The sequence below is a fragment of the Pseudomonas sp. B707 genome, assembly GCF_022496685.1.
Classification (GTDB): domain Bacteria; phylum Pseudomonadota; class Gammaproteobacteria; order Pseudomonadales; family Pseudomonadaceae; genus Aquipseudomonas; species Aquipseudomonas paraglycinae.
Genome location: NZ_WTVE01000030.1, coordinates 53,312 through 77,836 on the forward strand (window position 1 = coordinate 53,312; position 24,525 = coordinate 77,836).

At 59.7% G+C, this 24,525-nt stretch carries 23 protein-coding genes; 17 read left to right on the forward strand and 6 right to left on the reverse strand.

Annotated features, from left to right (window positions below):
- Positions 1–82: 82 nt before the first annotated feature.
- Together GQX66_RS18875 and GQX66_RS18880 are read left to right on the forward strand one after the other, a co-directional pair.
- Entirely contained in the window at positions 83–868 is a 786-nt protein-coding gene (locus GQX66_RS18875) for an outer membrane protein OmpK (RefSeq protein ID WP_240870435.1), read from the forward strand.
- A gap of 372 nt (positions 869–1,240) precedes the next feature.
- Positions 1,241–2,026 (forward strand): outer membrane protein OmpK, encoded by a 786-nt coding sequence (locus tag GQX66_RS18880; RefSeq protein ID WP_085748491.1) that lies wholly within the window; start codon positions 1,241–1,243, stop codon positions 2,024–2,026.
- A 38-nt stretch (positions 2,027–2,064) separates the two neighbouring features.
- Here the strand turns inward: GQX66_RS18880 and GQX66_RS18885 are convergent, their stop codons facing one another.
- Positions 2,065–3,237 (reverse strand): patatin-like phospholipase family protein, encoded by a 1,173-nt coding sequence (locus tag GQX66_RS18885; RefSeq protein WP_240870437.1) that lies wholly within the window; start codon positions 3,235–3,237, stop codon positions 2,065–2,067.
- A 35-nt stretch (positions 3,238–3,272) separates the two neighbouring features.
- On the reverse strand, positions 3,273–4,205 hold the full coding sequence (locus GQX66_RS18890) for a lipid A biosynthesis lauroyl acyltransferase (protein WP_007960061.1): 933 nt from the start codon (positions 4,203–4,205) through the stop codon (positions 3,273–3,275).
- Positions 4,206–4,322: 117 nt separating this feature from the next.
- On the opposite strand from GQX66_RS18890, the gene minC reads away from it, so the two are divergent.
- From minC to GQX66_RS18930, 8 genes are all read left to right on the forward strand, one after another.
- On the forward strand, positions 4,323–5,060 hold the full coding sequence (gene minC, locus GQX66_RS18895; RefSeq protein ID WP_085748518.1) for a septum site-determining protein MinC: 738 nt from the start codon (positions 4,323–4,325) through the stop codon (positions 5,058–5,060).
- 169 nt (positions 5,061–5,229) lie between these two features.
- Complete coding sequence (gene minD, locus GQX66_RS18900; RefSeq protein WP_007960065.1) at positions 5,230–6,042, forward strand: septum site-determining protein MinD; 813 nt, start codon at positions 5,230–5,232, stop codon at positions 6,040–6,042.
- Positions 6,042–6,296 carry a cell division topological specificity factor MinE gene (minE, locus tag GQX66_RS18905; RefSeq protein ID WP_007960071.1) on the forward strand — a complete coding sequence of 85 codons (255 nt, stop codon included), beginning with the start codon at positions 6,042–6,044 and terminating at the stop codon, positions 6,294–6,296. Before minD ends, minE begins: the two co-directional genes overlap by 1 nt.
- A 91-nt stretch (positions 6,297–6,387) precedes the next feature.
- Positions 6,388–7,023 carry an RluA family pseudouridine synthase gene (locus GQX66_RS18910; RefSeq protein ID WP_085748489.1) on the forward strand — a complete coding sequence of 212 codons (636 nt, stop codon included), beginning with the start codon at positions 6,388–6,390 and terminating at the stop codon, positions 7,021–7,023.
- Positions 7,024–7,174: 151 nt separating this feature from the next.
- Complete coding sequence (locus GQX66_RS18915) at positions 7,175–8,017, forward strand: hypothetical protein (RefSeq protein WP_085748488.1); 843 nt, start codon at positions 7,175–7,177, stop codon at positions 8,015–8,017.
- A gap of 169 nt (positions 8,018–8,186) precedes the next feature.
- Positions 8,187–9,476 (forward strand): M18 family aminopeptidase, encoded by a 1,290-nt coding sequence (locus tag GQX66_RS18920; protein ID WP_007960074.1) that lies wholly within the window; start codon positions 8,187–8,189, stop codon positions 9,474–9,476.
- Positions 9,477–9,608: 132 nt separating this feature from the next.
- The gene (locus GQX66_RS18925; protein WP_165369545.1) at positions 9,609–9,785 is read left to right on the forward strand and encodes a hypothetical protein; all 177 of its coding nucleotides are present in this window, start codon (positions 9,609–9,611) and stop codon (positions 9,783–9,785) included.
- A gap of 76 nt (positions 9,786–9,861) precedes the next feature.
- Entirely contained in the window at positions 9,862–12,021 is a 2,160-nt protein-coding gene (locus GQX66_RS18930; protein ID WP_102688269.1) for a mechanosensitive ion channel domain-containing protein, read from the forward strand.
- 55 nt (positions 12,022–12,076) lie between these two features.
- On the opposite strand, the gene GQX66_RS18935 is transcribed toward GQX66_RS18930, so the two are convergent.
- From GQX66_RS18935 to GQX66_RS18945, 3 genes are all read right to left on the reverse strand, one after another.
- Positions 12,077–12,328: a bacteriocin immunity protein gene (locus GQX66_RS18935; protein ID WP_102718285.1), complete on the reverse strand. Its 252-nt coding sequence runs from the start codon at positions 12,326–12,328 to the stop codon at positions 12,077–12,079.
- Positions 12,318–14,189: an S-type pyocin domain-containing protein gene (locus tag GQX66_RS18940; RefSeq protein WP_240870439.1), complete on the reverse strand. Its 1,872-nt coding sequence runs from the start codon at positions 14,187–14,189 to the stop codon at positions 12,318–12,320. Before GQX66_RS18940 ends, GQX66_RS18935 begins: the two co-directional genes overlap by 11 nt.
- Positions 14,190–14,766: 577 nt before the next feature.
- Positions 14,767–15,480 (reverse strand): UTRA domain-containing protein, encoded by a 714-nt coding sequence (locus tag GQX66_RS18945; RefSeq protein WP_240870441.1) that lies wholly within the window; start codon positions 15,478–15,480, stop codon positions 14,767–14,769.
- Between the two features lie 351 nt (positions 15,481–15,831).
- Here GQX66_RS18945 and GQX66_RS18950 point away from each other — a divergent pair, with 351 nt between their 5' ends.
- From GQX66_RS18950 to GQX66_RS18975, 6 genes are all read left to right on the forward strand, one after another.
- The gene (locus tag GQX66_RS18950; RefSeq protein ID WP_240870444.1) at positions 15,832–16,896 is read left to right on the forward strand and encodes an ABC transporter substrate-binding protein; all 1,065 of its coding nucleotides are present in this window, start codon (positions 15,832–15,834) and stop codon (positions 16,894–16,896) included.
- A gap of 181 nt (positions 16,897–17,077) precedes the next feature.
- Positions 17,078–17,884: an alkaline phosphatase family protein gene (locus GQX66_RS18955; protein WP_129973338.1), complete on the forward strand. Its 807-nt coding sequence runs from the start codon at positions 17,078–17,080 to the stop codon at positions 17,882–17,884.
- A 5-nt stretch (positions 17,885–17,889) separates the two neighbouring features.
- The gene (locus tag GQX66_RS18960) at positions 17,890–18,726 is read left to right on the forward strand and encodes an ABC transporter permease subunit (protein WP_162130491.1); all 837 of its coding nucleotides are present in this window, start codon (positions 17,890–17,892) and stop codon (positions 18,724–18,726) included.
- Positions 18,713–19,513: an ABC transporter permease gene (locus GQX66_RS18965; protein ID WP_240870446.1), complete on the forward strand. Its 801-nt coding sequence runs from the start codon at positions 18,713–18,715 to the stop codon at positions 19,511–19,513. The genes GQX66_RS18960 and GQX66_RS18965 overlap by 14 nt, the downstream gene beginning before the upstream one ends.
- Positions 19,510–20,499 carry an ABC transporter ATP-binding protein gene (locus tag GQX66_RS18970; protein WP_085748482.1) on the forward strand — a complete coding sequence of 330 codons (990 nt, stop codon included), beginning with the start codon at positions 19,510–19,512 and terminating at the stop codon, positions 20,497–20,499. The genes GQX66_RS18965 and GQX66_RS18970 overlap by 4 nt, the downstream gene beginning before the upstream one ends.
- Positions 20,500–20,533: 34 nt before the next feature.
- Positions 20,534–21,187: an HAD family hydrolase gene (locus GQX66_RS18975; RefSeq protein ID WP_102718289.1), complete on the forward strand. Its 654-nt coding sequence runs from the start codon at positions 20,534–20,536 to the stop codon at positions 21,185–21,187.
- Positions 21,188–21,232: 45 nt separating this feature from the next.
- Here the strand turns inward: GQX66_RS18975 and GQX66_RS18980 are convergent, their stop codons facing one another.
- A complete protein-coding gene (locus tag GQX66_RS18980) occupies positions 21,233–22,195 on the reverse strand; it encodes a zinc-binding dehydrogenase (RefSeq protein WP_236191922.1) in 963 nt (320 codons plus the stop codon).
- Positions 22,196–22,376: 181 nt separating this feature from the next.
- Between GQX66_RS18980 and GQX66_RS18985 the strand changes: the two genes are divergently transcribed.
- Complete coding sequence (locus GQX66_RS18985; RefSeq protein ID WP_165369544.1) at positions 22,377–24,461, forward strand: carboxy terminal-processing peptidase; 2,085 nt, start codon at positions 22,377–22,379, stop codon at positions 24,459–24,461.
- Positions 24,462–24,525: the final 64 nt, after the last annotated feature.

The following is a 24,525-nucleotide window of genomic DNA, read 5'->3' on the forward strand; positions in this document are numbered from 1 at the left end:
AAGAGTAAAAAAGGGGGCTCGCCCAAGCCTGCCCCCTCGCGACAGCTTTGCCTCAAACAATAAAAACAAGAGGGAGCAACAGATGATCCGGACTCAAACCAACGTGTTGTTGAGCGGCGGCCTGCTGGCCGCATCGCAAGCCATGGCCGGCGATTTATTGCTGTGGCAGACCAACAGCCTGAGCTACCTGTACGGCAAGAACTTCGCGATCAACCCGTCGATCCAGCAGACGGTGACGTTCGAGCACGCCGACAAGTGGAAGTACGGCGACAACTTCCTGTTCGTCGACAAGATCTTCTACAACGGCCAGGAAGACCGCAACAAAGGCCCCCACGCGTTCTACGGCGAATTCAGCCCGCGCCTGTCGTTCGGCAAGATCTTCGACAGGAAGCTGGAGTTCGGCCCGATCAAGGACGTGCTGCTGGCCATGACCTACGAGTACGGCGAAGGCGACAGCGAGGCCTATGTGATCGGCCCCGGCTTCGACCTCAAGGTACCGGGCTTCAACTATTTCACCCTGAACTTCTACCGCCGCCAGACCGAAGGCCCGCGCCCGGGCGACGGCGTCTGGCAGATCACGCCCGGCTGGTCCTACAGCATTCCCGTGGGCAATTCCGACCTGCTGATCGACGGCTATCTGGACTGGGTGGTCGACAACGACCAGAACTCCCGTGGCACCTATCACGCAAACCTGCACATCAACCCGCAGATCAAATACGACCTGGGCAAAGCCCTCGGCTGGGGTGAAAAGCAGGTGTACGTCGGCACCGAATACAGCTACTGGAAAAACAAATACGGGGTCGAAAGCACCCACAGTTTCGACACCAACCAGAACACCGCCAGCCTGCTGGTGAAGGTGCACTTCTAAGATGACCCGCAACCGTGCCCCCTACCTGTCGTCGGTGCTCTGTTGCGGGGCACTTGAGGCCTGGCCGTTGAGTCAGTATTCTCCGCGGCCTCCTGAATTCGGTCTAAAAAAAAGCCCGAATTTAATTCCTGACCGAAAAGCCAACTTATCCAGGCTTCGGTCAGTACCGAGGCATCCCGAAAACACGCTCAATCGACTGTTTTTCAGCAGCCGACGGGCGTTTTTTTGCTTTTCGAAAAGCCTTGGCTCAGCTCTTGCTAACAGCATGAAAGCTGACCGGATGGATGACTTTTGCAGCAACGAAAAAAGGCGCCACACCAGAGCGCCGACTCAAAAAAATAAACGTGGAACACCTACTTTGGGAGCAACCGAATGAAACGTATGTGCACCAGCCTGATGCTTGCGGGATCGCTGCTGGCAGGGGGTCAGGCCATGGCCGACGGCCTGCTGCAATGGCAGAACAACAGCCTGACCTACCTCTACGGCAAAGACTTCAAGGTCAACCCGGCCATCCAGCAGACCGTGACCTTCGAGCACGCCGATGCGTGGAAGTACGGGGACAACTTCTTCTTCCTCGACAAGATCTTCTACAACGGTGACAAGGACTTCAACAACGGTCCGAACACCTACTACGGCGAGTTCCAGCCACGCATCTCGCTGGGCAAGGTGCTCGACCAGAAGATCGAGTTCGGCCCGATCAAGGACGTCCTGCTGGCGATGACCTACGAGTTCGGCGAGGGTGACACCGAGTCCTACCTGATCGGCCCCGGCTTCGACCTGGCCATTCCGGGCTTCGACTACTTCCAGCTGAACTTCTACCAGCGTCACACCGAAGGCTCGCGTGCGGGTGACAACGTCTGGCAGATCACACCAGTGTGGTCCTACACCATTCCGGTGGGCGACTCGAACATCCTGATCGACGGCTACATGGACTGGGTGGTCGACAACGACGTCAACAACAAAGGCGAATACCACGCCAACCTGCACTTCAACCCGCAGGTCAAATACGACCTGGGCAAGGCGCTGAATTTCGGCGAGAAGCAGTTGTACGTCGGTGTTGAATACGACTACTGGAAAGACAAGTACGGTATCGACGACACCAAGGCCTTCACCACCAATCAGAACGTGACCAGCTTCCTGGTGAAGTTCCACTTCTGATGAAGGTTCAGATGGCGCCCGCTCGGGCGCCATCGTTCTCAGGCCGGAACCAGCGCCTCGCCAATCCCGATAAACCGGCACAGCTCATCGCGCTTGGCCAAGGCATCGCGCCGTCCAAGGTCGATCAATTCACTGCAATACCCCGCCTCGAACAGCAAGTAACTCAACACCCCTGCCCCGCTCGTCTTGGTCGCTCCCGGCCCACGCAGAAACAGCCGCAACGCCGCCGGCAGTTCTTGGCGATGCCGCGCCGCGATTTCATCGATCGGCTGACTCGGCGAGATCACCAGCACTTCCACCGGCGCCACACCCAGCGCGCGGGTCGGCGTGCCTTCGGGCATCAGATGACTGAACTGGTTCAGGCGCTGAAGCAACTCGATATCGCTTTCCAGGCTATCAATGAACGTACTGTTGAGCATGTGCCCGCCGATCTGCGCCAGCGTCGGCTGCTGCCCGGTGTAGGTGCGTTCCAGCGGTTGCGCCGGATCGAAACCGCGCGGGTTGCCGCTGACGCCCACCACCAGCACCCGACTCGCGCCCAGGTGCAGTGCCGGGCTGATCGGTGCCGACTGCCGCACCGCGCCATCACCGAAATATTCATCGCCGATCTTCACCGGCGCGAACAACAGCGGGATCGCCGAACTGGCCAGCAAGTGCTCCACCGCCAACTGCGTCGGTACACCGATGCGCCGATGACGCAGCCAGGAGTCAATAGTCCCGCCGCCCTCGTAGAAGGTCACCGCCTGCCCCGACTCGTAGCCGAACGCCGTCACCGCCACCGCGTGCAGTTGCTTGCGCGCGATGGACTCGGCGATGCCGGGCAGATGCAGTTTTTCGTTGAGCAGATGACGCAGCGGCGAACTGTCGAGCAGCGCCACCGGCATTTGCCGGCCCATGCCCAACAGACTGTGACTGACGAAACGGCTGGCCTGGCGGATCACCCCCGGCCAGTCGCTGCGCAACACGCGATGGCTGCGAAAGCCTTGCCAGAACAGCGTCAGGCGTTCGATGGCGGCGCGAAAATCCGTGGCACCGCTGGCCAGGCTGACCGCGTTGATCGCCCCGGCCGACGTGCCGACAATCACCGGAAACGGATTGTCCGCCCCCAACGGCAGCAATTCGGCAATCGCCGCCAGAACCCCCACCTGATACGCCGCCCGAGCCCCGCCGCCGGAAAGAATCAAACCTGTGACCGGTTCAGCTGGGCTCATCGCAACGCTCCGTGGTGCTTATGGGGATGGGTCAATCAACCGCGTTTGGCGTACAGCTTCGGCTCACCCGGTGGCCGGCTCTTGAAGCGCCGGTGTGCCCACAGGTATTGCTCGGGGCATTCACGCAACACGCCTTCGACCCACTGATTGATGCGGATGCAATCTTCCTCTTCGGTCTCGCCCGGGAAACCTTCCAGCGGCGGATGAATCACCAGACGATAACCGCTGCCGTCGGCCAGACGCTCCTGAGTGAACGGCACCACCAGTGCCTTGCCCAGTCGGGCAAACTTGCTGGTGGCGGTGACCGTCGCGGCCTGAATCCCGAACAGCGGCACGAATATGCTTTGCTTGGCGCCGTAGTCCTGATCCGGTGCGTACCAGATCGCCCGGCCCGCGCGCAGCAGCTTGAGCATGCCGCGCACGTCGTCACGTTCCACCGCCAGCGAATCGAGGTTGTGCCGCTCGCGGCCCTGACGCTGGACGAAGTCGAACAACGGGTTCTTGTGTTCGCGGTACATGCCGTCGATGGTGTGTTGCTGGCCGAGCAGCGCTGCGCCGATTTCCAGGGTGGTGAAATGCACCGCCATCAGAATCACGCCCTTGCCTTCGCGCTGGGCCTTTTGCAGGTGTTCAAGACCTTCGACATGAGCCAGTTTCGCCAGGCGCTGACGCGACCACCACCAGCTCATCGCCATTTCAAAGAAGGCGATGCCGGTGGACGCGAAGTTTTCCTTGAGCAGACGCTTGCGTTCGGCGGCGGACTTTTCCGGGAAACACAGTTCCAGATTGCGCTTGGCGATACGCCGCCGGTCGCCGGCGAAGCGATACATCAGGGCACCAAGAAAACGACCGATGGCCAGCAAGGCTGGATACGGCAGCTGCACGATCAGCCACAACAGCCCGAGGCCGCACCAGAGCGGCCAGAAGCGTGGGGCAAGAAATGCTTTTCGAAAACGCGGGCGATCCATTAAAGCTTCCGTAAATACAGTGGCCGCGCATTCTACATCGTTCGACCCGGCTTGCGGCCTGCGGGCGTTCTCGTTATAAGTCTCGGCACTTTTAGTGACAAGCCGTTGTATGCCGACATGAGCCAAACCGAACCGCTAGACCAAGATCCCGTGTTCCAGCTGAAGGGCAGCATGCTCGCCATTACGGTGCTGGAGCTGTCCCGCAATAACCTGGACAGCCTCGATCGGCAACTGGCCGCCAAAGTCGCCCAGGCACCGAATTTCTTCAGCAACGCGCCGCTGGTTCTGGCGCTGGACAAACTGCCGCCAAGCGAAGGCGCCGTCGACCTGCCGGGCCTGATGCGCGTGTGCCGCCAGCACGGTCTGCGCACCCTGGCGATCCGCGCCAGCCGCATCGAAGACATCGCCGCCGCCATCGCCATCGACATCCCGGTGCTGCCGCCGTCCGGCGCCCGCGAACGACCGCTGGAAAGCGCCGACCCCGTCGCACCGAAGAAGCCGGAAAAACCACCGGAGCCAGCCGTCAAACCGACCCGCGTCATCACCACGCCAGTACGTGGTGGCCAACAGATATATGCGCAAGGTGGCGATCTGGTGGTGGTTTCTTCGGTCAGTCCGGGGGCGGAACTTCTCGCCGATGGCAACATCCATGTATACGGCCCGATGCGCGGTCGTGCGCTGGCCGGGGTCAAGGGCGACACCAAGGCGCGGATTTTCTGTCAGCAATTGAGCGCTGAACTGATCTCCATCGCAGGCCATTACAAGGTTTCCGAGGACCTGCGTCGCGATCCGATGTGGGGTTCGGGCGTACAGGTCAGCCTGTCGGGCGACGTGTTGAACATCATTCGGCTTTAACGGATACTGCCGCATTTTCCAAGCATCTCTAAAACGTAGCGAAAACGGCTCAAACGAAGTAGGAAAAAGGCCAAAAGCCGAATTCCAGCCAAGGCTGTCCGACTGCAGTAGTTTTCTAGAGATGTTTTTCAGGGGCTGAACAGTCCTTCTTCCTTAGGGGTGAAACACCTTGGCCAAGATTCTCGTGGTTACATCCGGCAAGGGTGGTGTGGGTAAGACCACCACCAGCGCCGCTATCGGTACCGGCCTCGCTCTGCGCGGCCACAAAACAGTGATCGTCGACTTCGACGTGGGCTTGCGTAACCTTGACCTGATCATGGGCTGCGAGCGCCGCGTGGTGTATGACTTCGTCAACGTCGTGAACGGCGAAGCCAACCTGCAACAGGCCCTGATCAAAGACAAGCGCCTGGAAAACCTCTATGTGCTGGCCGCCAGCCAGACCCGCGACAAAGACGCACTGACCGTCGAAGGCGTGGAAAAAGTCCTGATGGAGCTCAAGGAACAATTCGAGTTCGTGGTCTGCGACTCCCCTGCCGGCATCGAGAAAGGCGCCCACCTGGCCATGTACTTCGCTGACGAAGCGATCGTCGTGACCAACCCGGAAGTGTCCTCGGTACGTGACTCGGACCGCATGCTCGGCCTGCTGGCCAGCAAGTCCCGTCGCGCCGAACGTGGCGAAGAGCCGATCCAGGAACACCTGCTGATCACCCGCTACCACCCGGAGCGCGTCGAAAAAGGCGAAATGCTCGGCGTCGAAGACGTCAAGGAAATCCTCGCCGTACGCCTGTTGGGCGTCATCCCGGAATCCCAGGCCGTACTCAAGGCCTCCAACCAGGGCGTACCTGTGATCCTCGATGATCAGAGCGACGCCGGCCAGGCCTACAGCGATACCGTTGATCGCCTGCTGGGCAAGGAAAAAGAACACCGGTTCCTGAATGTCGAGAAGAAGGGATTCTTCGAGCGTCTGTTTGGAGGTAGGTAATGAACCTTTTTGACTTCTTTCGTGCCAACAAAAAGCCAAGTACCGCCTCGGTCGCGAAAGAGCGTCTACAGATCATCGTGGCGCATGAACGCGGCCAGCGCAGCACCCCTGACTACCTGCCATCCTTGCAGAAGGAACTGGTGGAAGTGATCCGCAAATACGTCAACATCGGCAACGACGACGTACACGTGGCACTGGAGAGCCAGGGCAGCTGCTCGATTCTGGAACTCAACATCACCCTGCCAGATCGCTGAGTCGATCCGGCAGGAACGACGGCGGCTCAGGGCCCTTCCGACACCGGAGGGGCCCTGAGCCGCCGTTGGCATTTGTTACGAGGCTGTTTTAATGCCGTTGTCCAACGTCCAAATCATTCATCAGGACGCCGCCGTACTGGTGGTGAACAAACCCACCCTGTTGCTCTCCGTCCCTGGCCGGGCCGACGACAACAAGGACTGCCTGATCACCCGCCTGCAGGAAAACGGCTACCCGGAAGCGCGTATCGTCCATCGCCTGGACTGGGAAACCTCGGGGATCATTCTGCTCGCACGTGACGCCGATACCCACCGCGAACTGTCGCGCCAGTTTCATGATCGCGAAACCGAAAAGGCCTACACCGCTTTGGCCTGGGGTCAGCCGGAACTGGACAGCGGCAGCATCGACCTGCCGTTGCGCTACGATCCACCGACCAAACCACGGCATGTGGTCGATCATGAATCAGGCAAGCATGCGCTGACGTTCTGGAAGGTTCTGGAACGTTGCGGCGACTGGTGCCGTGTCGAACTGACACCGATCACCGGCCGCTCGCATCAATTGCGCGTGCACATGTTGTCGATCGGTCATCCGCTGCTCGGTGACGGGCTCTACGCCCACGAGCAAGCGCTGGCGGCCTGGCCCCGCCTGTGCCTGCACGCGAGCATGCTCAGTTTCACTCATCCGCAAAGCGGCGAGCGCCTGCGCTTCGAGTGCCCGGCACCCTTCTGAATCGCGTCTGCCTCTGAAAGCCCTTCCTGATGAAGGGCTTTTTTTGTCCTGTCAAAATCCCACCGGCAATAGATTGACGTAAAGAACTGTCATAAAATTGTAATCAATTATAAATTTTGGCACCTCGACATCAGGCAGGAGGCCTTTTCCCGTGTTATGCAGTAAAACGCTCCAATCCGAATATCCAATCATCTATGCATTCGGTAACACTACCCTGCACCTGAGCGAACCACCCAGCATCCCGGCGCGCGAGGCCCTCGAGCAGCTGATAAAAAAACGTCGCGCGCGCAAACTGACCCGGGCCAGCGCACCGCTGTCCTCGTGTGAAACCCCGCTCTTTGCCAAGGTCCAGCCATTGGACACTTTCAAGGCAAAGGTGCGGGTGAGCCTGAACAAACCGCAACGCAACGGGCGCTTCGACTGGCCGCTCGAAGAGTTGATGAACTCCCTCGAAGCTCAGCGCCGGGGCGTGGATATGCCGCCATTGAAGGGCTATGGCTATACCCGCAGCAGGCTTGGCCTGACCGAGGAATTTTTCCTTCTGACACACCTGCTCGAAGGCCATATTGATGGCGCTCAGTGCATCAGACGCAATCCCCAGAACATCGAAGCTTTCATCCTCGACGCGTTTCAACTGCTCAGCTCGCTGGCCAGCAAAAACATCACTCACATGGATTTCTGGGTGGGCAACATCATGGTGCCCGAGCAAACGCACAGACCACTGAAAGCCATCGACTTTGAAAACTGCTTCGCCGGCCCGACCGCGCACTTGAGTGAAACACTCGGTTTTCAACTGGGCTTTTTCTATCGTCGGGAAGTCTACAAATTCATTACCGAAGCCGCCTACGATCAACTGGTCGATCAATACCTCAGTGCGCTGCCCGATTTATCTCGAGACAAGTTCGAAGCGGTCTATCAGTCGAGCAAGCATGAAGACATCGGTCGCAAGCAACGCCGTGAAGTCTTCCTCAATGGCAGACTGATCACCGGTTGAGACCCTGCCAGGCAACACCTTGAAGCATGTGTGTGACCAGCAAATCGGCCGTCATGAATGGTGGGGCACAAGCGCATCGGTCATCACTCCTGACAATACCCGCGCAACCACGTCCCAATGGGGCGGAGTGATGCGTTAAACTCCCGCCCATTGCTGTCTGGAGCTTCTTATGCGCGAAGAGTTGAACCAAGGCCTGATCGACTTCCTCAAGGCCTCCCCTACCCCGTTCCACGCCACCGCCAGCCTTGTTCAACGCCTGGAGGCCGCCGGTTATGTGCGCCTCGACGAGCGCGAAACCTGGCACACCGAAGCCAATGGTCGTTACTACGTCACCCGTAACGATTCCTCGATTGTCGCGATCAAGATGGGCCGCAACTCGCCGCTGCACGACGGCATCCGTCTGGTCGGCGCCCACACCGATAGCCCGTGCCTGCGGGTCAAGCCACAACCTGAACTGCAACGCCAGGGCTTCTGGCAGCTCGGTGTCGAAGTCTACGGCGGCGCGCTGTTGGCGCCGTGGTTCGACCGCGACCTGTCGCTGGCCGGCCGCGTCACCTTCCGCCGCGACGGCAAAGTCGAGAGCCAGCTGATCGACTTCAAGGCCCCGATCGCGATCATTCCCAACCTGGCCATCCACCTCAATCGTGAAGCCAACCAAGGCTGGGCTATCAACGCCCAGACCGAACTGCCGCCGATTCTCGCGCAGTTCGCCGGTGACGAGCGCGTGGACTTCCGCGCGGTACTCACCGATCAACTGGCTCGCGAACACGGCCTCAACGCCGACGTGGTGCTCGATTACGAGCTGAGTTTCTACGATACCCAGAGCGCTGCGGTCATCGGCCTGCATGGCGACTTCATCGCCGGCGCACGCCTCGATAACCTGCTGTCGTGCTACGCCGGCCTGCAAGCCTTGCTGACCGCCGACACCGAAGAAACCTGCGTGCTGGTGTGCAACGACCACGAAGAAGTCGGCTCCTGCTCGGCGTGTGGCGCCGACGGCCCGATGCTGGAACAGACCCTGCGCCGTCTGCTGCCGGAAGGTGACGAATTCGTACGCACCATCCAGAAATCCCTGCTGGTTTCGGCCGACAACGCCCACGGCGTACACCCGAACTACGCCGAGAAGCACGACGCCAACCACGGCCCGAAACTCAACGCCGGCCCGGTGATCAAGGTCAACAGCAACCAGCGCTACGCCACCAACAGCGAAACCGCCGGTTTCTTCCGCCATCTGTGCATGGCCGAAGAAGTGCCGGTGCAAAGCTTCGTGGTGCGCAGCGACATGGGCTGTGGCTCGACCATCGGCCCGATCACCGCCAGCCACCTGGGCGTGCGCACCGTCGACATCGGCCTGCCGACCTTCGCCATGCACTCGATCCGCGAACTGTGCGGCAGCCATGACCTGGCCCACCTGGTCAAAGTGCTGAGCGCGTTCTACGCCAGTCGCGAATTGCCGTAGCAAGCAGCCGGGATCGCAGCGTGGAGCTGCGATCCCCCGGCCCGTAAAACCGGCTCATTTCTGATACACATCAGCACCGTCCATCGAAAACCCACCTAGACTTGAATCATTCCCTTCGACAAGGCTGTCGCCATGATCTCGATGTCTGCGTTCCACTCCATGCTCATTCCCATCCTCGGCGGAATGATTCTGCTGGCCATCGGTTTCAACTTCCGTGACAAGAACGCCGGTGTGTTCGCCATGTGGATCGGCATGCTGATGATCCTGGCCACCGTGGTCTACAAGATCCTCGCCAAACTCAACGAATAAATCCGCGCCCGGCTCGCATTGAATCTGGCGGGCTCGTACACTCGCCCGATCCGCCCCTTGCGAGGTTGACCGCCTAGTGTTCGCTCGTCTTTTTGCCCTGCCCTGCCTGTTTCTCGTCTGCCTGATGACCCTGATGTCGCCGGCGCCCGCCGACGCTGCCGGTCTGCCGGGACTGCTCACGGGTTCCGGCAAGGCCCAGCCCGAGGCTCAGGAACCGCTCGGCCAGTCGCTGGACGAAGTCATCAAGTCGCTGGAAAACGACAAGCAACGTGCCCAGTTGCTGACCGACCTGAAAAAACTCCGCGACGCCACGAAAAAAGCCCAGGCCAGCCCCGAAGAAGGTGTGCTGGGACTGATCGGCGGCACCCTCGCCACTTTCGAAAAACAGTTCACCGGCGCCGACAGCCCGCTCAATCGCTGGTCCGCCGAATTCGACATGGCCCAGGACGAGCTCAAAGGCCTGATGCTGCCGGCCAGCGAATGGCTGCCGATCATCTTCGCCTTCGCCGTGATCCTCGCGGTCTGGAGCCTGCTCGCCGCCGCGCTGATCTGGCTCGGCCACCGGGTACGCATGCGCTTCGGCCTGACCGAAGAACTGCCGCAAAACCCCCGGGCCCTCGACATGCTGCGCTTCGCCCTGCGCAAGCTCGGCCCCTGGCTGATCGCGTTGGTGATCACGGTCTACATGAGCTACGCATTGCCCTCGTCACTGGGCAAAAGCCTGGCGATGGTGCTGGCTTACGCACTGGTGGTCGGCACCTGTTTCTCGGCCATCTGCGTGATCGCCTTCTCCGTACTCGACGGTCCGCACCGGCACCGCGCGCTGTACATCCTGCGTCACCAGGCCTTTCGGCCGTTGTGGCTGATCGGCAGCTTCGCCGCGTTCGGTGAAGCCCTGAGCGATCCGCGCCTGGTGGCCGGCCTTGGTGTGCACCTGGCCCACACCGCCGCCACCGTCGCCAATGTCCTCGCGGCGCTGTCGACCGGCCTGTTCATCCTGCGCTTCCGCCGACCGATCGCCCACCTGATCCGCAACCAGCCCCTGTCCCGCCGCCTGACCCGCCGCGCCCTCAGCGACACCATCGAAATCCTCGGCACCTTCTGGTACGTCCCGGCGCTGGTGCTGGTGGGTATTTCGCTGTTCGCCACCTTCGTCTCCGCCGGCGACACCAGCACCGCCTTGCGCCAGTCGCTGATCTGCACCGTGCTGCTGGTGTTGTGCATGGTCATCAACGGCCTCGTCCGCCGCCACGCCCTCAAACCCCAACGCGGGCCGAAACGCCACGCGCTGTATTCCGAGCGCCTGAAAAGCTTCTTCTACACCCTCGCCCATTTGCTGGTGTGGCTGGCCTTCATCGAACTCGGCCTGCGGGTGTGGGGCATGTCGCTGATCGGCTTCACCGAAGGCGAAGGCCACGACGTCAGCGTCAAACTGTTCAGTTTGATCGGCACGCTGATCTTCGCCTGGCTGATCTGGATCCTCAGCGACACCGCCGTGCACCACGCCCTCACCCGCTCTCGCAAAGGCCTGGCCAACGCCCGCGCGCAAACCATGATGCCGCTGATCCGCAACGTGCTGTTCGTGGCGATCTTCATCATCGCCCTGATCGTCGCGCTGGCGAACATGGGCATGAACGTCACGCCCCTGCTGGCCGGTGCCGGCGTGATCGGCCTGGCCATCGGCTTCGGCGCCCAGTCGCTCGTAGCCGACCTGATCACCGGCCTGTTCATCATCATCGAAGACTCTCTGGCCATCGATGACTACGTCGACGTCGGCGGCCACCTGGGCACCGTCGAAGGCCTGACCATCCGCACCGTACGCCTGCGGGACATCGACGGCATCGTCCACACCATCCCGTTCAGCGAAATCAAAAGCATCAAAAACTACTCCCGCGAATTCGGCTACGCGATTTTCCGCGTGGCGGTGCCCTTCAACATGAGCATCGACGAAGCCATCAAACTGATGCGCGACGTCGGCCAGAAAATGCGCACCGACCCACTGCAGCGACGCAACATCTGGTCGCCACTGGAATTTCAGGGCGTGGAAAGCTTTGAATCCGGCAACGCGATATTGCGCGCAAGGTTCAAGACCGCACCGATCAAACAGTGGGAGGTTTCACGGGCGTTCAATTTGTCGCTGAAACGGCATCTGGACGAGGCCGGGCTGGACCTGGCGACGCCGAGGATGAATGTGCAGGTGATCACGGCGGGCGGTGGAGTGGAGACTGAAAAATAGTTACCGAATAAACCCCAATCGGAATGCACTTCGATTGGGGTCCTTTGATTTGGGCTTACCCTTTGAATCCGGGCATCCCGTTCTCCGCACGCCAGCTCTTCAGCGTTTGGAGTATTCCTTCAGGGCTATCATCTTCGCCATCCAGCGGATAATAAATAATTCCATTACCCCTTGGGTGATCCACTGCAGCGTCAAACTTTTCAACAAGGACCATGTATTCTCTTTCACTGCAGCTGGTTACATAACAGAGACCTTTCAAAAGCTCAAGAAACTCTGACTCCGTATAGTCTTCGAGTTTACGATGCATTTCTTTCTCCTCCACTAGCAGAATGAACTTCCACGTGCTGCTTAGGTGTCAACAATCTTAAGTTATCCATATCGTAGACCGCACCTCCATTCTTGATGAAATCCAGATGATGAATTTCATAAACTTTATTACCGCCTACCTGCTCACCAGGAATTGTAAATGGAGAATGCCCGCGCATTAACCGCTCTCTATTGGTATTGCCAAATTGTGAAGAGAGCTCGGAGTCTGCCCCTACTGCTTTCCAGAAGGACTCTCTGAACGTCCTGAAATCGCTGAACTGCCGACCTCTCAATTGCTCTGCAATCTGCGCCGGAATCGCCGTACCATTGCCTTGCGAAGCCGCCTCGAGCCACCCCGTCGCCACTGGCTCTCCGTACCCGGAAGCAATCCCGGAATCGTTTCGCGGATCCCGGAACATGATGTATTGCGGGGGGATGCCGGAATCCGGTGGAAAAACCAGAATCCAGTCATTGAAATCAAAATCACCCAGATCAGGATGACGATCAATTCGCCCCTCGACAGGGACGATGTCGCCGCCGGTATATTGCGCAGGATCCGGTTCGGGAACGGGCAATACAGTCGAACTGTCAGCGGGCGTAATTGACGGCGTCCATACCAATGTTTCTGATGGAATGTCGGTGGTCGTCGCGCGATAGGTGTTGTCCTGCGGGTTGTGAACGGCAGCAATCACCGGCACGCCAGTGGGAAACCTGACGCCATCGACTGGAATGACCAGCAGCTCGGTGTGATCGCCCTCGCCAGCTCTGGAATTGACACGCACGGGCAAATCCAGAGAACCACCGGTAGCCGCGAGCTGACCCAAGTCTGGCACGGGACCGGACAGCAGATCGGACAACGGCACGCTGACCAGAAACCGCTTGGGCAGCTCACCGTTTCCCAGCGCGGGCGAGTAAACCAGTGCTGCAACACCCACTATCAAACCCGACACCGTGCCCGCGGCCAGAGCGGATAATCCGGCCGACGCGGAACGGATGGCCGCCCGCAATCTCGACCTTGCGCTCTCGCGGATGGAAACCGGCCCGGTCGACGTCGAAAATACAAGTTGCGGATTCCAGGCAGCGCCCTGCAAATGGAAGGCTTGCGCCTCCCGGCGCGCCCGATCCGCGTCGCGCAATCGATCCTCAAGCAGTTGCCGTGCATGCTCATCGGCTTCACGTCGCGCCTGCTCTTCAGCCTTTTGACGAGCTTCATCAACGGCCGCCAGCCGGGCGATTTCTGCCGCTTGTGCAGCTACACGCGCCTGCTCCTCGGCCACAAGCCGAGCCTGATTCTGCGCAGCGATGCGCGCCTGCTCATGTGCAATTCGATTGGCCTCTTGCACCTGCACAGCCGCGATTACATTCCTGACCGTTGCGGACTGACTGTTCAACTGGCCGATGCCTTCTACCAGCAACTTGGCATTGAACAACTCGCTATAGGCCTGGCGAACGCTGACGTTACCGCCACGCCGATTGACCTGCGGTAACCGACCGCCATTGAAAAACGTTTCGACCTGCGCATGACCAAACCGCTGAATCGCAATGTCCTTCGCCGCGATCAGCGCACCAAACTTTCTGGCGATCAGCGCATCCCGGAAACGCAGCTCACGCGCCAGCGTGTCCAAGGGAGGCAATGAACTCGAATCACCGCCAGCCCTGACCTGGGAAAGTTCAACTTCAAGGATCTGAGGCAAACTTCCGGAAAATGCCTTGTAGGTATTTTCCATATCCAGTATTTCCCCCAAGGGGGCAAAATCAATTGCCGGCCCGGAGCCATCACCGAGACTTAAGTAGTGCACATAAACATCTTGATTGTCCGGCCTCACGATTGAAGCTGGAAGCTCAATTCCACGCCGTGCCATAAATACATTCCTCCTTGAATTAAATGCGGTGCTCGACAACCGGAAACAAATTCAAACATTGCGTCCAGCGCCTGGAGAAATGTATGGAAATAACAACCACGGACTGCGTTATATATGTACCTCGCACAAAAAAATCTGTCGCGTCAGATGCAGCCGAACAACAAGTAGGAAACGTCCAGAAATCCAGGTCCGGATTCGCCCAATTGAAAAATTCAACTCAAACAGCAGAACCAACGCTTAAGAGGCGCACATCCAAAACACGATGAGCGTTAGCTCAAGAAAAGCTTTTGACGTGCCGGCCCCTTCGACAGGCTGAGTGGAGGGATTCATCCGGGGGGTGGGAGCGCAGCGACCGTTCGACGAAGTCGAACACATCGAGAGGAGGTGCAGCGAAGCAAACCGTAGGCGATGCCCCCGGATGAATCCCGGAACGAAGGAACACCGAGCCCAGGCGAGGTGCCGAACGCCGGGGCCCAGCGTTTTTGGTTACTTTTTTGGCGTTTGAAAAAAGTGACTCGCCGTAAGGGCGAAACCCTAAGAAGCCGTTACCGCAGCAACGGATATTCACACAAAGCGATCAAACCACATCAACCCCAACGTGAATCGCATCATGCCGCCAAAACTCCAGATCACAATCAATCAACCGCCCAGACTGATCATAATTAACCCGAGCAATCCTCAACCCCGGACTCCCCACTGACACCCGCAACGCCGCCGCCGCATCGACCGATAAAGACGTAGGCACAATCTCGAACCGCACCCGCCCATAGTGCAAATCGTAATGCCGCGCATAAAGCTCGGTAATCGACTGATTCAAATCAAACTCCAGAATCCCCGGAAAAAACTGCGGATTCAGATAATGCTCCACATACAACACCAGCCGCCCATCGATCCGCCGCGACCGGCAAATCTGGATCACGCTCGACAACGCCGGCAATTGCAACCACGCACAGACCGCCGCTGACGCCGGCTGCAAGCGCGCCGAAATCACCTCGGTCGACGGCAGCCGCCCCTGCGCACTGACCATCGCGTGAAAGTGACTGCGCTGCATCAGGTTATAGGCCAGACGCGGTGGCGACACGAACCAGCCCCGCCGCTCCTCGCGATAAATCTGCCCTTGCGCCTCCAGCTGCAACAAGGCTTCCCGTACCGTAATCCGCGTCGTGCCGAACAACTCACTGAGCTTGCGCTCGGCCGGCAACTTGCTCCCCGCCGCCAGCAACCCATGGTCGAGTTGCTCCTGAAGGATCTGGCCAATCGCTGTCACCGCTTTTGTTGCCTCATCGCGCATCAACGTTACCTATCTGGACTAGACCAGCACTGTTTCGGGGCAAAACCGCACAGCTATTGCGCCGTTTGGTCATGTTGCAAGCCTAGGCAGTGCAGATGACCGAGAGATGACAAAACTACCGAACGGTCGCCCTGACAACTTGCAATACATCGGCCAAGTCCCTTGCCCACCGGGACTTTACGGGTGGTCTACGCTTAGCGGGCAGCCGTCGATACAGGAGAAATAAAACGCGGGTCAGGTATCCGCCGACATCAAAGTGTCATCCAGCCCCCCTACATTGGCTCAGGTATTGCTGACCTAGACCAACACAAACCGCAATCGCAGCGTTGAACACGACCAAGGAGCTTCGGAATGAAACAGCTTTTCCTGGCAACACTGTTAGGCTCGACCATTGCCATGTGCACCGCCGCCATGGCGGCTGATGATCTGAAAACCCTCGAAGCCGCTGCGAAAGCGGAAGGTGCCGTCAACAGCGTCGGCATGCCCGATGACTGGGCCAACTGGAAAGGTACCTGGGAAGACCTGGCCAAGAAATACGGCCTGAAACACATCGACACCGACATGAGTTCGGCCCAGGAAATCGCCAAGTTCGCCGCCGAAAAAGACAACGCCACCGCCGACATCGGCGACGTCGGCGCGGCCTTCGGCCCGATCGCGGTCAAGCAAGGCGTGGTGCAACCGTACAAGCCGAGCACCTGGGATCAAGTGCCGGACTGGGCCAAGGACAAGGACGGCAACTGGGCACTGGCCTACACCGGCACCATCGCCTTCATCGTCAACAAGAAGCTGCTGCACGGCTCCGAAGTACCGACCAAATGGGCTGACCTCAAGGGCGGCAAATACAAGGTTTCCATCGGTGACGTGAGCACCGCGGCCCAGGCTGCCAACGGCGTACTTGCCGCTGCGCTGGCCAACGGCGGCGACGAGAAAAACCTCCAGCCTGCCCTGCTGCTGTTCGCAGACATCGCCAAGCAGGGTCGCCTGTCGATGGCCAACCCGACCATCGCCACCATGGAAAAAGGCGAGATCGAAGTCGGCGTGGTCTGGGACTTCAACGGCCTGAGCTACAAGGCCAAGATGGCCAACCCGGATGACTACATGGTGCTGATCCCGTCCGACGGCTCGGTGATTTCCGGCTACACCACCATCATCAACAAATACGCGAAGAACCCGAACGCCGCCAAGCTGACCCGCGAATACATCTTCAGCGACGCCGGCCAGACCAACCTCGCCCGCGGCAACGCCCGCCCGATCCGCGCCGAGCACCTGCAACTGCCGGAAGACGTGAAAGCCAAGCTGCTGCCGAACGATCAGTACAAGAAGGTCACCCCGATCAAGGACGCCGATGCGTGGGAGAAAACCTCCAAGGCCCTGCCGCAGAAGTGGAACGAAGAAGTCATCGTAGAAATGAAGTAAACCCGTAAACCCAACAGGGTTTGACGCAAAACTCTGTGGGAGCGGGCTTGCCCGCGATGGCAATTTCACATTCAACAAATGTGTTGAATTGCATGACGCCTTCGCGGGCAAGCCCGCTCTCACAGGATCCGTGTCGACTTCGAGTTTCCCGTTTTTATTGTTTCGCGGAGTTTTTGCCCCTATGAAGCACACCGTCATCCTTGTCGTGCTCGACGGCCTCAACTACGAGGTTGCGCGTCACGCCATGGGGCATCTGCAGGCTTACGTTGGCGCAGGACGCGCCGCGCTCTACCAGTTGGAGTGCGAGTTGCCGGCTCTGTCCCGACCGCTTTACGAATGCATCCTCACGGGCGTACCGCCGATCGACAGCGGCATCGTCCACAACAACGTCTCGCGCCTGTCCAGTCAGCGCAGCATCTATCACTACGCCCGCGATGCCGGTCTGAAAACCGCCGCCGCGGCGTACCACTGGGTCAGCGAGCTCTACAACCGCTCGCCGTTCGTGGCAGCACGGGATCGGCATACCGATGACCCGACGCTACCGATCCAGCACGGCCACTTTTACTGGAACGATCACTATCCGGATTCGCACCTGTTCGCCGACGCCGAAAACCTGCGCCTGCGCCATGCACCGGACTTTCTGCTGATCCACCCGATGAACATCGACGACGCCGGGCACAAGCACGGCCTCGACACCCCGCAATACCGCAACAGTGCGCGCAGCGCCGACATCATCCTCGCCGACTACCTGCAAGGCTGGCTCGACGCCGGCTGCCAGGTGCTGGTGACCGCCGACCACGGCATGAACAACGACCGCTCGCACAACGGCCTGCTGCCGGAAGAACGTCAGGTGCCGTTGTTCGTATTCGGTGATGCCTTCAGCCTGGACAGCGAAGCTGCACCGAAGCAGACCGACATCTGCGGCACCGTCTGCGAACTGCTCGGCGTGCCCCACGACAAACCTGTGTGCCGGGAGTTGCTCAAGTGAACTCAATGACTCGCGGCAAATGGCTGGCGGCCCTGTGCCTGGTGCCTTTCGCACTGTTCTTTATCGTGTTCGAAATCGCCCCGCTGATCTGGGTGATGATCAACAGCCTGCAATCGGAAGAATTCGGTTGGGGCTTCGCCAACTTCAGCAAGATCTTCAGTTCGAAGTTCTATCTGCAGGCGATCCAGTACAGCCTCGAAATCAGCTTCTGGTCGAGTGTGTTCGGGATCATCATCGCGGTGCTGGGCGCCTACTCCCTGCGCCGGGTCGATTCGAAGCTGCGCAACTTCGTCAACGCCTTCGCCAACATGACCAGCAACTTCGCCGGCGTGCCCCTGGCGTTTGCGTTCATCATCCTGCTCGGCTTCAACGGCAGCATCACCATCATGTTGAAGCAGGCCGGGATCATCGAGGACTTCAACCTGTACTCGAAAACCGGGTTGATAATCCTCTACACCTACTTCCAGATTCCGCTCGGCGTGTTGCTGTTGTACCCGGCATTCGACGCCCTGCGTGAAGACTGGCGCGAATCCGCCGCACTGCTCGGCGCTGACGGCTGGCAGTTCTGGCGCCACATTGGCCTGCCGGTACTGACTCCGGCCCTGCTTGGCACCTTCGTGATCCTGCTGGCAAACGCCCTTGGCGCCTACGCCACGGTCTACGCGCTGACCACCGGCAACTTCAACGTATTGCCGATCCGGATTGCGGCGATGGTCTCCGGTGACATTTCCCTCGACCCGAACCTGGCCAGCGCCCTGGCCGTGGTGCTGGTGGCGCTGATGACCCTGGTGACCGTCGTGCATCAACTGCTGCTGAAGAGGAGCTACCATGTCTCGCGCTGAATCCGGCCCGGCCGGCGTCTACCACCGCGTCGTGGTCTATCTGTTGTTCGCCATCCTGCTGCTGCCGCTGGTGGGCACGCTGATCTACTCGATCGCCAGCAGTTGGTCGGCCACCATCCTGCCCAGCGGTTTCACCTTCAAGTGGTACATCCAGTTGTGGAGCGATCCGCGTTTTCTGCACGCCTTCGGTCAGTCGCTGCTGGTGTGCGTCGGCGCGCTGATCCTGTCGGTGGTGTTGATCCTGCCGCTGCTGTTCGTGGTGCATTACCACTTCCCGAAACTCGATGCGCTGATGAACATCCTGATCCTGCTGCCCTTCGCCGTACCGCCGGTGGTGTCGTCGGTGGGCCTGTTGCAGCTCTACGGTTCCGGGCCGTTCGCGATGCTCGGCACGCCGTGGATCCTGATCGGTTGCTACTTCACCGTGGCGCTGCCGTTCATGTACCGGGCGATCACCAACAACCTGCAAGCGATCAACCTGCGCGACCTGATGGACGCCGCCCAACTGCTTGGCGCCAGCACTTTTCAGGCAGCTTTCCTGGTGGTGCTGCCGAACCTGCGCAAAGGCCTGATGGTCGCGTTGCTGCTGTCGTTCTCGTTCCTGTTCGGTGAGTTCGTGTTCGCCAACATCCTGGTCGGCACCCGCTACGAAACCCTGCAGGTTTATCTGAACAACATGCGCAACAGCAGCGGCCACTTCACCAGTGCGCTGGTGATCTCCTACTTCTTTTTCGTGCTGGTCCTGACCTGGGTCGCCAACATCTTGAACAAGGACAAAAGCGAATGAGCTATGTCAGCGTCCAACACCTTCAGAAAAACTACGCGGGCACCACGGTGTTCAGCGACATCAACTGCGAAATCAACAAGGGTGAATTCGTCACCCTGCTTGGTCCGTCCGGTTGCGGCAAATCCACCCTGCTGCGCTGCATCGCCGGGCTGACGCCGGTGGATGGCGGCAAGATTCTGCTCGATGGCGTCGACATCGTGCCGCTCACCCCGCAGAAGCGCGGGATCGGCATGGTGTTCCAGAGCTACGCGCTGTTCCCCAACATGACCGTCGAACAGAACGTCGCCTTCGGCCTGCGCATGCAAAAGGTCAACGCCGACGACAGCCACAAGCGGGTTGCCGAAGTGTTGAAACTGGTTGAACTCAACGATTTCGCCAGTCGCTATCCGCATCAGCTGTCCGGCGGCCAGTGTCAGCGTGTCGCCCTCGCCCGTTCGCTGGTGACCCGTCCGCGCCTGTTGCTGCTGGATGAACCGCTGTCGGCCCTCGATGCGCGAATTCGCAAACACCTGCGCGAACAGATCCGTCAGATCCAGCGCGAACTTGGCCTGACCACGATCTTCGTCACACACGATCAGGAAGAAGCCCTGACCATGTCTGACCGGATTTTCCTGATGAATCAGGGAAAGATCGTACAAAGCGGCGATGCCGAAACTCTCTACACCGCGCCGGTCGACGTATTCGCCGCCGGCTTCATCGGCAACTACAACCTGCTGGATGCCGAGAGCGCGTCGAAGCTGTTGCAGCGGCCGATCAACCATCGCATCGCGATTCGCCCGGAAGCCATTGAACTCAGCCTCAGCGGTGAACCCGATGCGCAAATCCGCAGCCACAGTCTGCTGGGCAACGTGATCCGCTACCGCGTCGAAGCTCGGGGCGTGGAACTGGTGGTGGATGTGCTCAACCGTTCGGCGGCGGATCTGCATCCTGACGGTCAGCGCCTGTCACTTTCCATCGATCCCACCGCCCTGTGTGAGGTAGCCTGATGACTTTGCTGACACCCAAGAGGGAACTGAACTGATGGCCCTGGCAATTTTTGATCTGGACGAAACCCTGATCCACGGCGACTGCGCCACCCTCTGGAGCGAGCAGATGGGGCGCCTGGGCTGGGTCGATCCCGAGTCGTTCATGCGCCGGAACAACGAGCTGATGGACGCCTACAGCCATGGCAAGTTGCGCATGGAAGACTACATGGACTTCAGCCTCGAGCCGCTGATCGGCCGCACCCCGGAAGAAGTCGAGCATCTGGTCGGACCGTGGGTGGAAGACTTCATCGAACCGATCATCTTCAGCGACGCCACCAAGACCATCGCCGCCCACCGCAAGGCCGGCGACCGGATTCTGGTGATCTCGGCCTCGGGTACGCACCTGGTCAAACCGATTGCCGATCGACTGGGCATCGACGAGGTGCTGGGGATCGAACTGGAAGTGGCGCATGGCGTTTACAGCGGCCACACCGTGGGCACCCTGACCTACCGCGAAGGCAAGATCACCCGCTTGCTGGAATGGCTGGATGCCGAAGAGGAAAACCTTGAGGGCGCGAGTTTCTATTCCGACTCACGCAATGATCTGCCGCTGCTGCTGAAAGTGGATTTCCCGCATGTGGTCAATCCGGATCCGGTGCTGCTTGCAGAGGCCGAGAAGTCCGGCTGGCCGATCCACCTCTGGAAGTAAGCGGTTGTCTTGTGGGAGCAAGCCTGCTCCCACAAGCATCGACGATCAGCTCAGGCTTTCGTCGATCACCAGCACCAGCTTCCCCGCCACCGTGTTGCTCGCCAGCTCGGCGAACGCTGCCTCGGCATCCTTGATCGGGAATGCCTTGGCCAGTTGTGGCTTCAGGCGCCCTTCGGAAAACAGCGGCCACACGTGCTGACTCAGATCGCTGAACAGATCGGCCTTAAACTGATCGTCACGGCTGCGCAGGGTCGAGCCCAGCAGTTGCACGCGCTTGGCCAGCACCTGGGCCAGATCCAGCTTCGCCTCGCGGCCGCCCATCAGGCCGATCAGCACCCAGCGGCCGTCCTGAGCCATCAACTTGAGGTTCAAAGCCGAATAATTGCCGCCCACCGGATCCAGAATCACATCGAACGGCCCGAAATCCCGCAGGCTTTCCAGATCGTCGGTGCGAACCACCCCGCCCTGGGCCCCCAGCGATTCACAGTAGGCCAGCCGCTCGGCCGAGCCGACGCTGACCCAGCAGGGATTGCCGAAACCTTTGCACAGTTGAATGGCGGCTGAACCGATACCACTGGCTCCGGCGTGCAGAAGAACTTTCTCACCCGGTTTGAGCGCAGCGAGTTGAAACACATTCAGCCAGACGGTCGCGTACACCTCGGGCAACGCAGCGGCCTCGATCAGCGATACACCTTCCGGAACCGGCAGCACATGCCTTCCGTCGACGACCACCTCTTGCGCCATCCCGCCCCCGGCCAGCAAGGCGCAAACCCGGTCACCGACCTGCCAGGACGAGCCTGCGCCGACCTCGCTGATCACCCCGGAACACTCAAGACCCAGCACCTGGCTGGCACCCGGAGGGGGCGGATAAAGTCCGGCTTTCTGTAATAAATCCGCGCGATTGAGGCCCGCTGCCGCCACCCGGATGCGAACTTGTCCTACATCACATGTAGGACTTGGTTCATCAACCCATGCCACTTGACCTTCAACGCCTTGCAATGCCTTCACAGTGCCTCCATAGTGAGTCTGGACTGAGCCCGAAGCTGTAGCGCCGGGCTTTTTGCATTATGCGACCGGCCCTGGGGTCTGAACGAACGCTGAACAGCAGTTATCGTACAGAGCGTAGAGGTACCGGCGACTTCAAAGACGGCCTAATATGCGTTATCAATTGTCCCCGCGTCGAATCAGCATGAAGCATCTGCTCCCCAGCACCGCCCTCGCTCTTTTCATCGGTATCGGTCTGTTGCCGGTGTCGGGCACCACATTCGCAGCCAACAGCTGGGACAAGTTGCAGCCTGATCGCGACGAAGTGATTGCCAGTCTGAACGTCGTCGAGTTGCTCAAGCGTCACCACTACAGCAAGCCGCCGCTCGACGATGCGCGCTCGGTGATCATCTACGACAGCTACATCAAGCTGCTCGACCCGTCGCGCAGCTACTTCATGGCTAGCGACATCGCCGAATTCGACAAGTGGAAGACCCAGTTCGACGACTTCCTCAAGAGCGGCGACCTCAACGCCGGGTTCACCATCTACAAGCGCTACCTGGACCGCGTGAAAGCGCGTCTCGACTTCGCCCTTGCCGAGCTGAACAAAGGCGTCGACAAGATGGACTTCACCACCAAGGAAACCTTGCTGATCGATCGCAAGGACGCTCCGTGGCTCAAGTCCACCGCCGAACTCGATGACCTGTGGCGCAAACGCGTCAAGGACGAGGTGCTGCGGCAGAAGATCGCCGGCAAAGAGCCGAAGCAGATCCAGGAAACCCTGACCAAGCGCTACAAGAATCAACTGGCGCGTCTGGACCAGACCCGCGCCGAAGACATCTTCCAGGCGTACATCAACACCTTCGCCATGTCTTACGATCCGCACACCAACTATCTGTCGCCGGATAACGCGGAGAACTTCGACATCAACATGAGCCTGTCCCTCGAGGGTATCGGCGCCGTGTTGCAGAGCGACAACGACCAGGTGAAAGTCGTGCGTCTGGTGCCGGCAGGCCCGGCCGACAAGACCAAGCAGGTTGCTCCGGCCGACAAGATCATCGGCGTTGCCCAGGGCAACAAAGAGATGGTCGACGTGGTCGGCTGGCGTCTGGATGAAGTGGTCAAGCTGATCCGTGGCCCGAAAGGCACCGTGGTGCGTCTGGAAGTCATCCCGGCGAGCAATGCGCCGAACGACCAGACCAGCAAGATCGTGCCGATCACCCGTGAAGCGGTGAAGCTCGAAGACCAGGCCGTGAAGAAGTCCGTGCTGAACCTGAAACAGGACGGCCGAGACTACAAGCTCGGCGTGATCGAGATTCCGGCCTTCTACCTCGACTTCAAGGCCTTTCGTGCCGGCGATCCGGACTACAAGAGCACCACTCGCGACGTCAAGAAGCTGCTGACCGAACTGCAGAAAGAGAAAGTCGACGGCGTGGTCATCGACCTGCGCAACAACGGCGGCGGTTCCCTGCAGGAAGCCACCGAGCTGACCAGCCTGTTCATCGACAAGGGCCCTACCGTGCTCGTGCGTAACGCCGATGGCCGGGTCGATGTACTTGAAGATGAAAACCCGGGCGCGTTCTACAAAGGCCCGATGGCGCTGCTGGTCAACCGCCTGTCCGCCTCGGCTTCGGAGATCTTCGCCGGCGCCATGCAGGACTACCACCGTGCGCTGATCATCGGTGGCCAGACCTTCGGCAAAGGCACCGTGCAAACCATTCAGCCGCTGAACCATGGCGAACTGAAACTGACTCTGGCCAAGTTCTACCGGGTTTCCGGTCAGAGCACCCAGCATCAGGGCGTACTGCCGGACATCGATTACCCGTCGATCATTGACACCAAGGAAATCGGCGAAAGCGCCCTGCCGGAAGCCATGCCGTGGGACACCATCCGCGCGGCGATCAAACCGGCAAGCGATCCATTCAAGCCGTACCTGGCCCAGCTGAAATCCGAGCATGACACCCGTTCCGCCAAGGACGCGGAGTTCGTGTTCATCCGCGACAAGCTGGCCCTGGCGCAGAAGCTGCTGGAAGAGAAAACCGTCAGCCTCAATGAAGCCGAACGCCGTGCCCAGCACGCCGACATCGACGCCAAGCAACTGGCGATGGAAAACATCCGTCGCAAGGCCAAAGGCGAAGAACCGCTCAAAGAGCTGAAGAAAGAAGACGAGGACGCCCTGGCGGCCGCCGAGCCGGACAAGGTCAAACCGGAAGACGACGCCTACCTGAGCGAGACCGGGCGCGTGCTGCTGGATTACCTGAAGCTGAGCAATCAGGTCGCAAAGAAGTAAGGTGATGGCAATTTAATGCTGACGATCCCCGGATCGTCATCAAACAGTCATCATTCTGTCGTGC

Coding starts and splice junctions, on each gene's coding strand:
- GQX66_RS18925 (WP_165369545.1), top strand. CDS start 9,609: ATGATCTCGATGTCTGCGTTCCACTCCATGCTCATTCCCATCCTCGGC.
- GQX66_RS18910 (WP_085748489.1), top strand. CDS start 6,388: ATGCCGTTGTCCAACGTCCAAATCATTCATCAGGACGCCGCCGTACTG.
- minE (WP_007960071.1), top strand. CDS start 6,042: ATGAACCTTTTTGACTTCTTTCGTGCCAACAAAAAGCCAAGTACCGCC.
- GQX66_RS18940 (WP_240870439.1), bottom strand. CDS start 14,189: ATGGCACGGCGTGGAATTGAGCTTCCAGCTTCAATCGTGAGGCCGGAC.
- GQX66_RS18975 (WP_102718289.1), top strand. CDS start 20,534: ATGGCCCTGGCAATTTTTGATCTGGACGAAACCCTGATCCACGGCGAC.
- GQX66_RS18965 (WP_240870446.1), top strand. CDS start 18,713: ATGTCTCGCGCTGAATCCGGCCCGGCCGGCGTCTACCACCGCGTCGTG.
- GQX66_RS18875 (WP_240870435.1), top strand. CDS start 83: ATGATCCGGACTCAAACCAACGTGTTGTTGAGCGGCGGCCTGCTGGCC.
- GQX66_RS18960 (WP_162130491.1), top strand. CDS start 17,890: ATGACTCGCGGCAAATGGCTGGCGGCCCTGTGCCTGGTGCCTTTCGCA.
- GQX66_RS18890 (WP_007960061.1), bottom strand. CDS start 4,205: ATGGATCGCCCGCGTTTTCGAAAAGCATTTCTTGCCCCACGCTTCTGG.
- GQX66_RS18955 (WP_129973338.1), top strand. CDS start 17,078: ATGAAGCACACCGTCATCCTTGTCGTGCTCGACGGCCTCAACTACGAG.
- minC (WP_085748518.1), top strand. CDS start 4,323: ATGAGCCAAACCGAACCGCTAGACCAAGATCCCGTGTTCCAGCTGAAG.
- GQX66_RS18945 (WP_240870441.1), bottom strand. CDS start 15,480: ATGCGCGATGAGGCAACAAAAGCGGTGACAGCGATTGGCCAGATCCTT.
- GQX66_RS18970 (WP_085748482.1), top strand. CDS start 19,510: ATGAGCTATGTCAGCGTCCAACACCTTCAGAAAAACTACGCGGGCACC.
- GQX66_RS18920 (WP_007960074.1), top strand. CDS start 8,187: ATGCGCGAAGAGTTGAACCAAGGCCTGATCGACTTCCTCAAGGCCTCC.
- GQX66_RS18935 (WP_102718285.1), bottom strand. CDS start 12,328: ATGCATCGTAAACTCGAAGACTATACGGAGTCAGAGTTTCTTGAGCTT.
- GQX66_RS18880 (WP_085748491.1), top strand. CDS start 1,241: ATGAAACGTATGTGCACCAGCCTGATGCTTGCGGGATCGCTGCTGGCA.
- GQX66_RS18985 (WP_165369544.1), top strand. CDS start 22,377: ATGAAGCATCTGCTCCCCAGCACCGCCCTCGCTCTTTTCATCGGTATC.
- GQX66_RS18885 (WP_240870437.1), bottom strand. CDS start 3,237: ATGAGCCCAGCTGAACCGGTCACAGGTTTGATTCTTTCCGGCGGCGGG.
- GQX66_RS18950 (WP_240870444.1), top strand. CDS start 15,832: ATGAAACAGCTTTTCCTGGCAACACTGTTAGGCTCGACCATTGCCATG.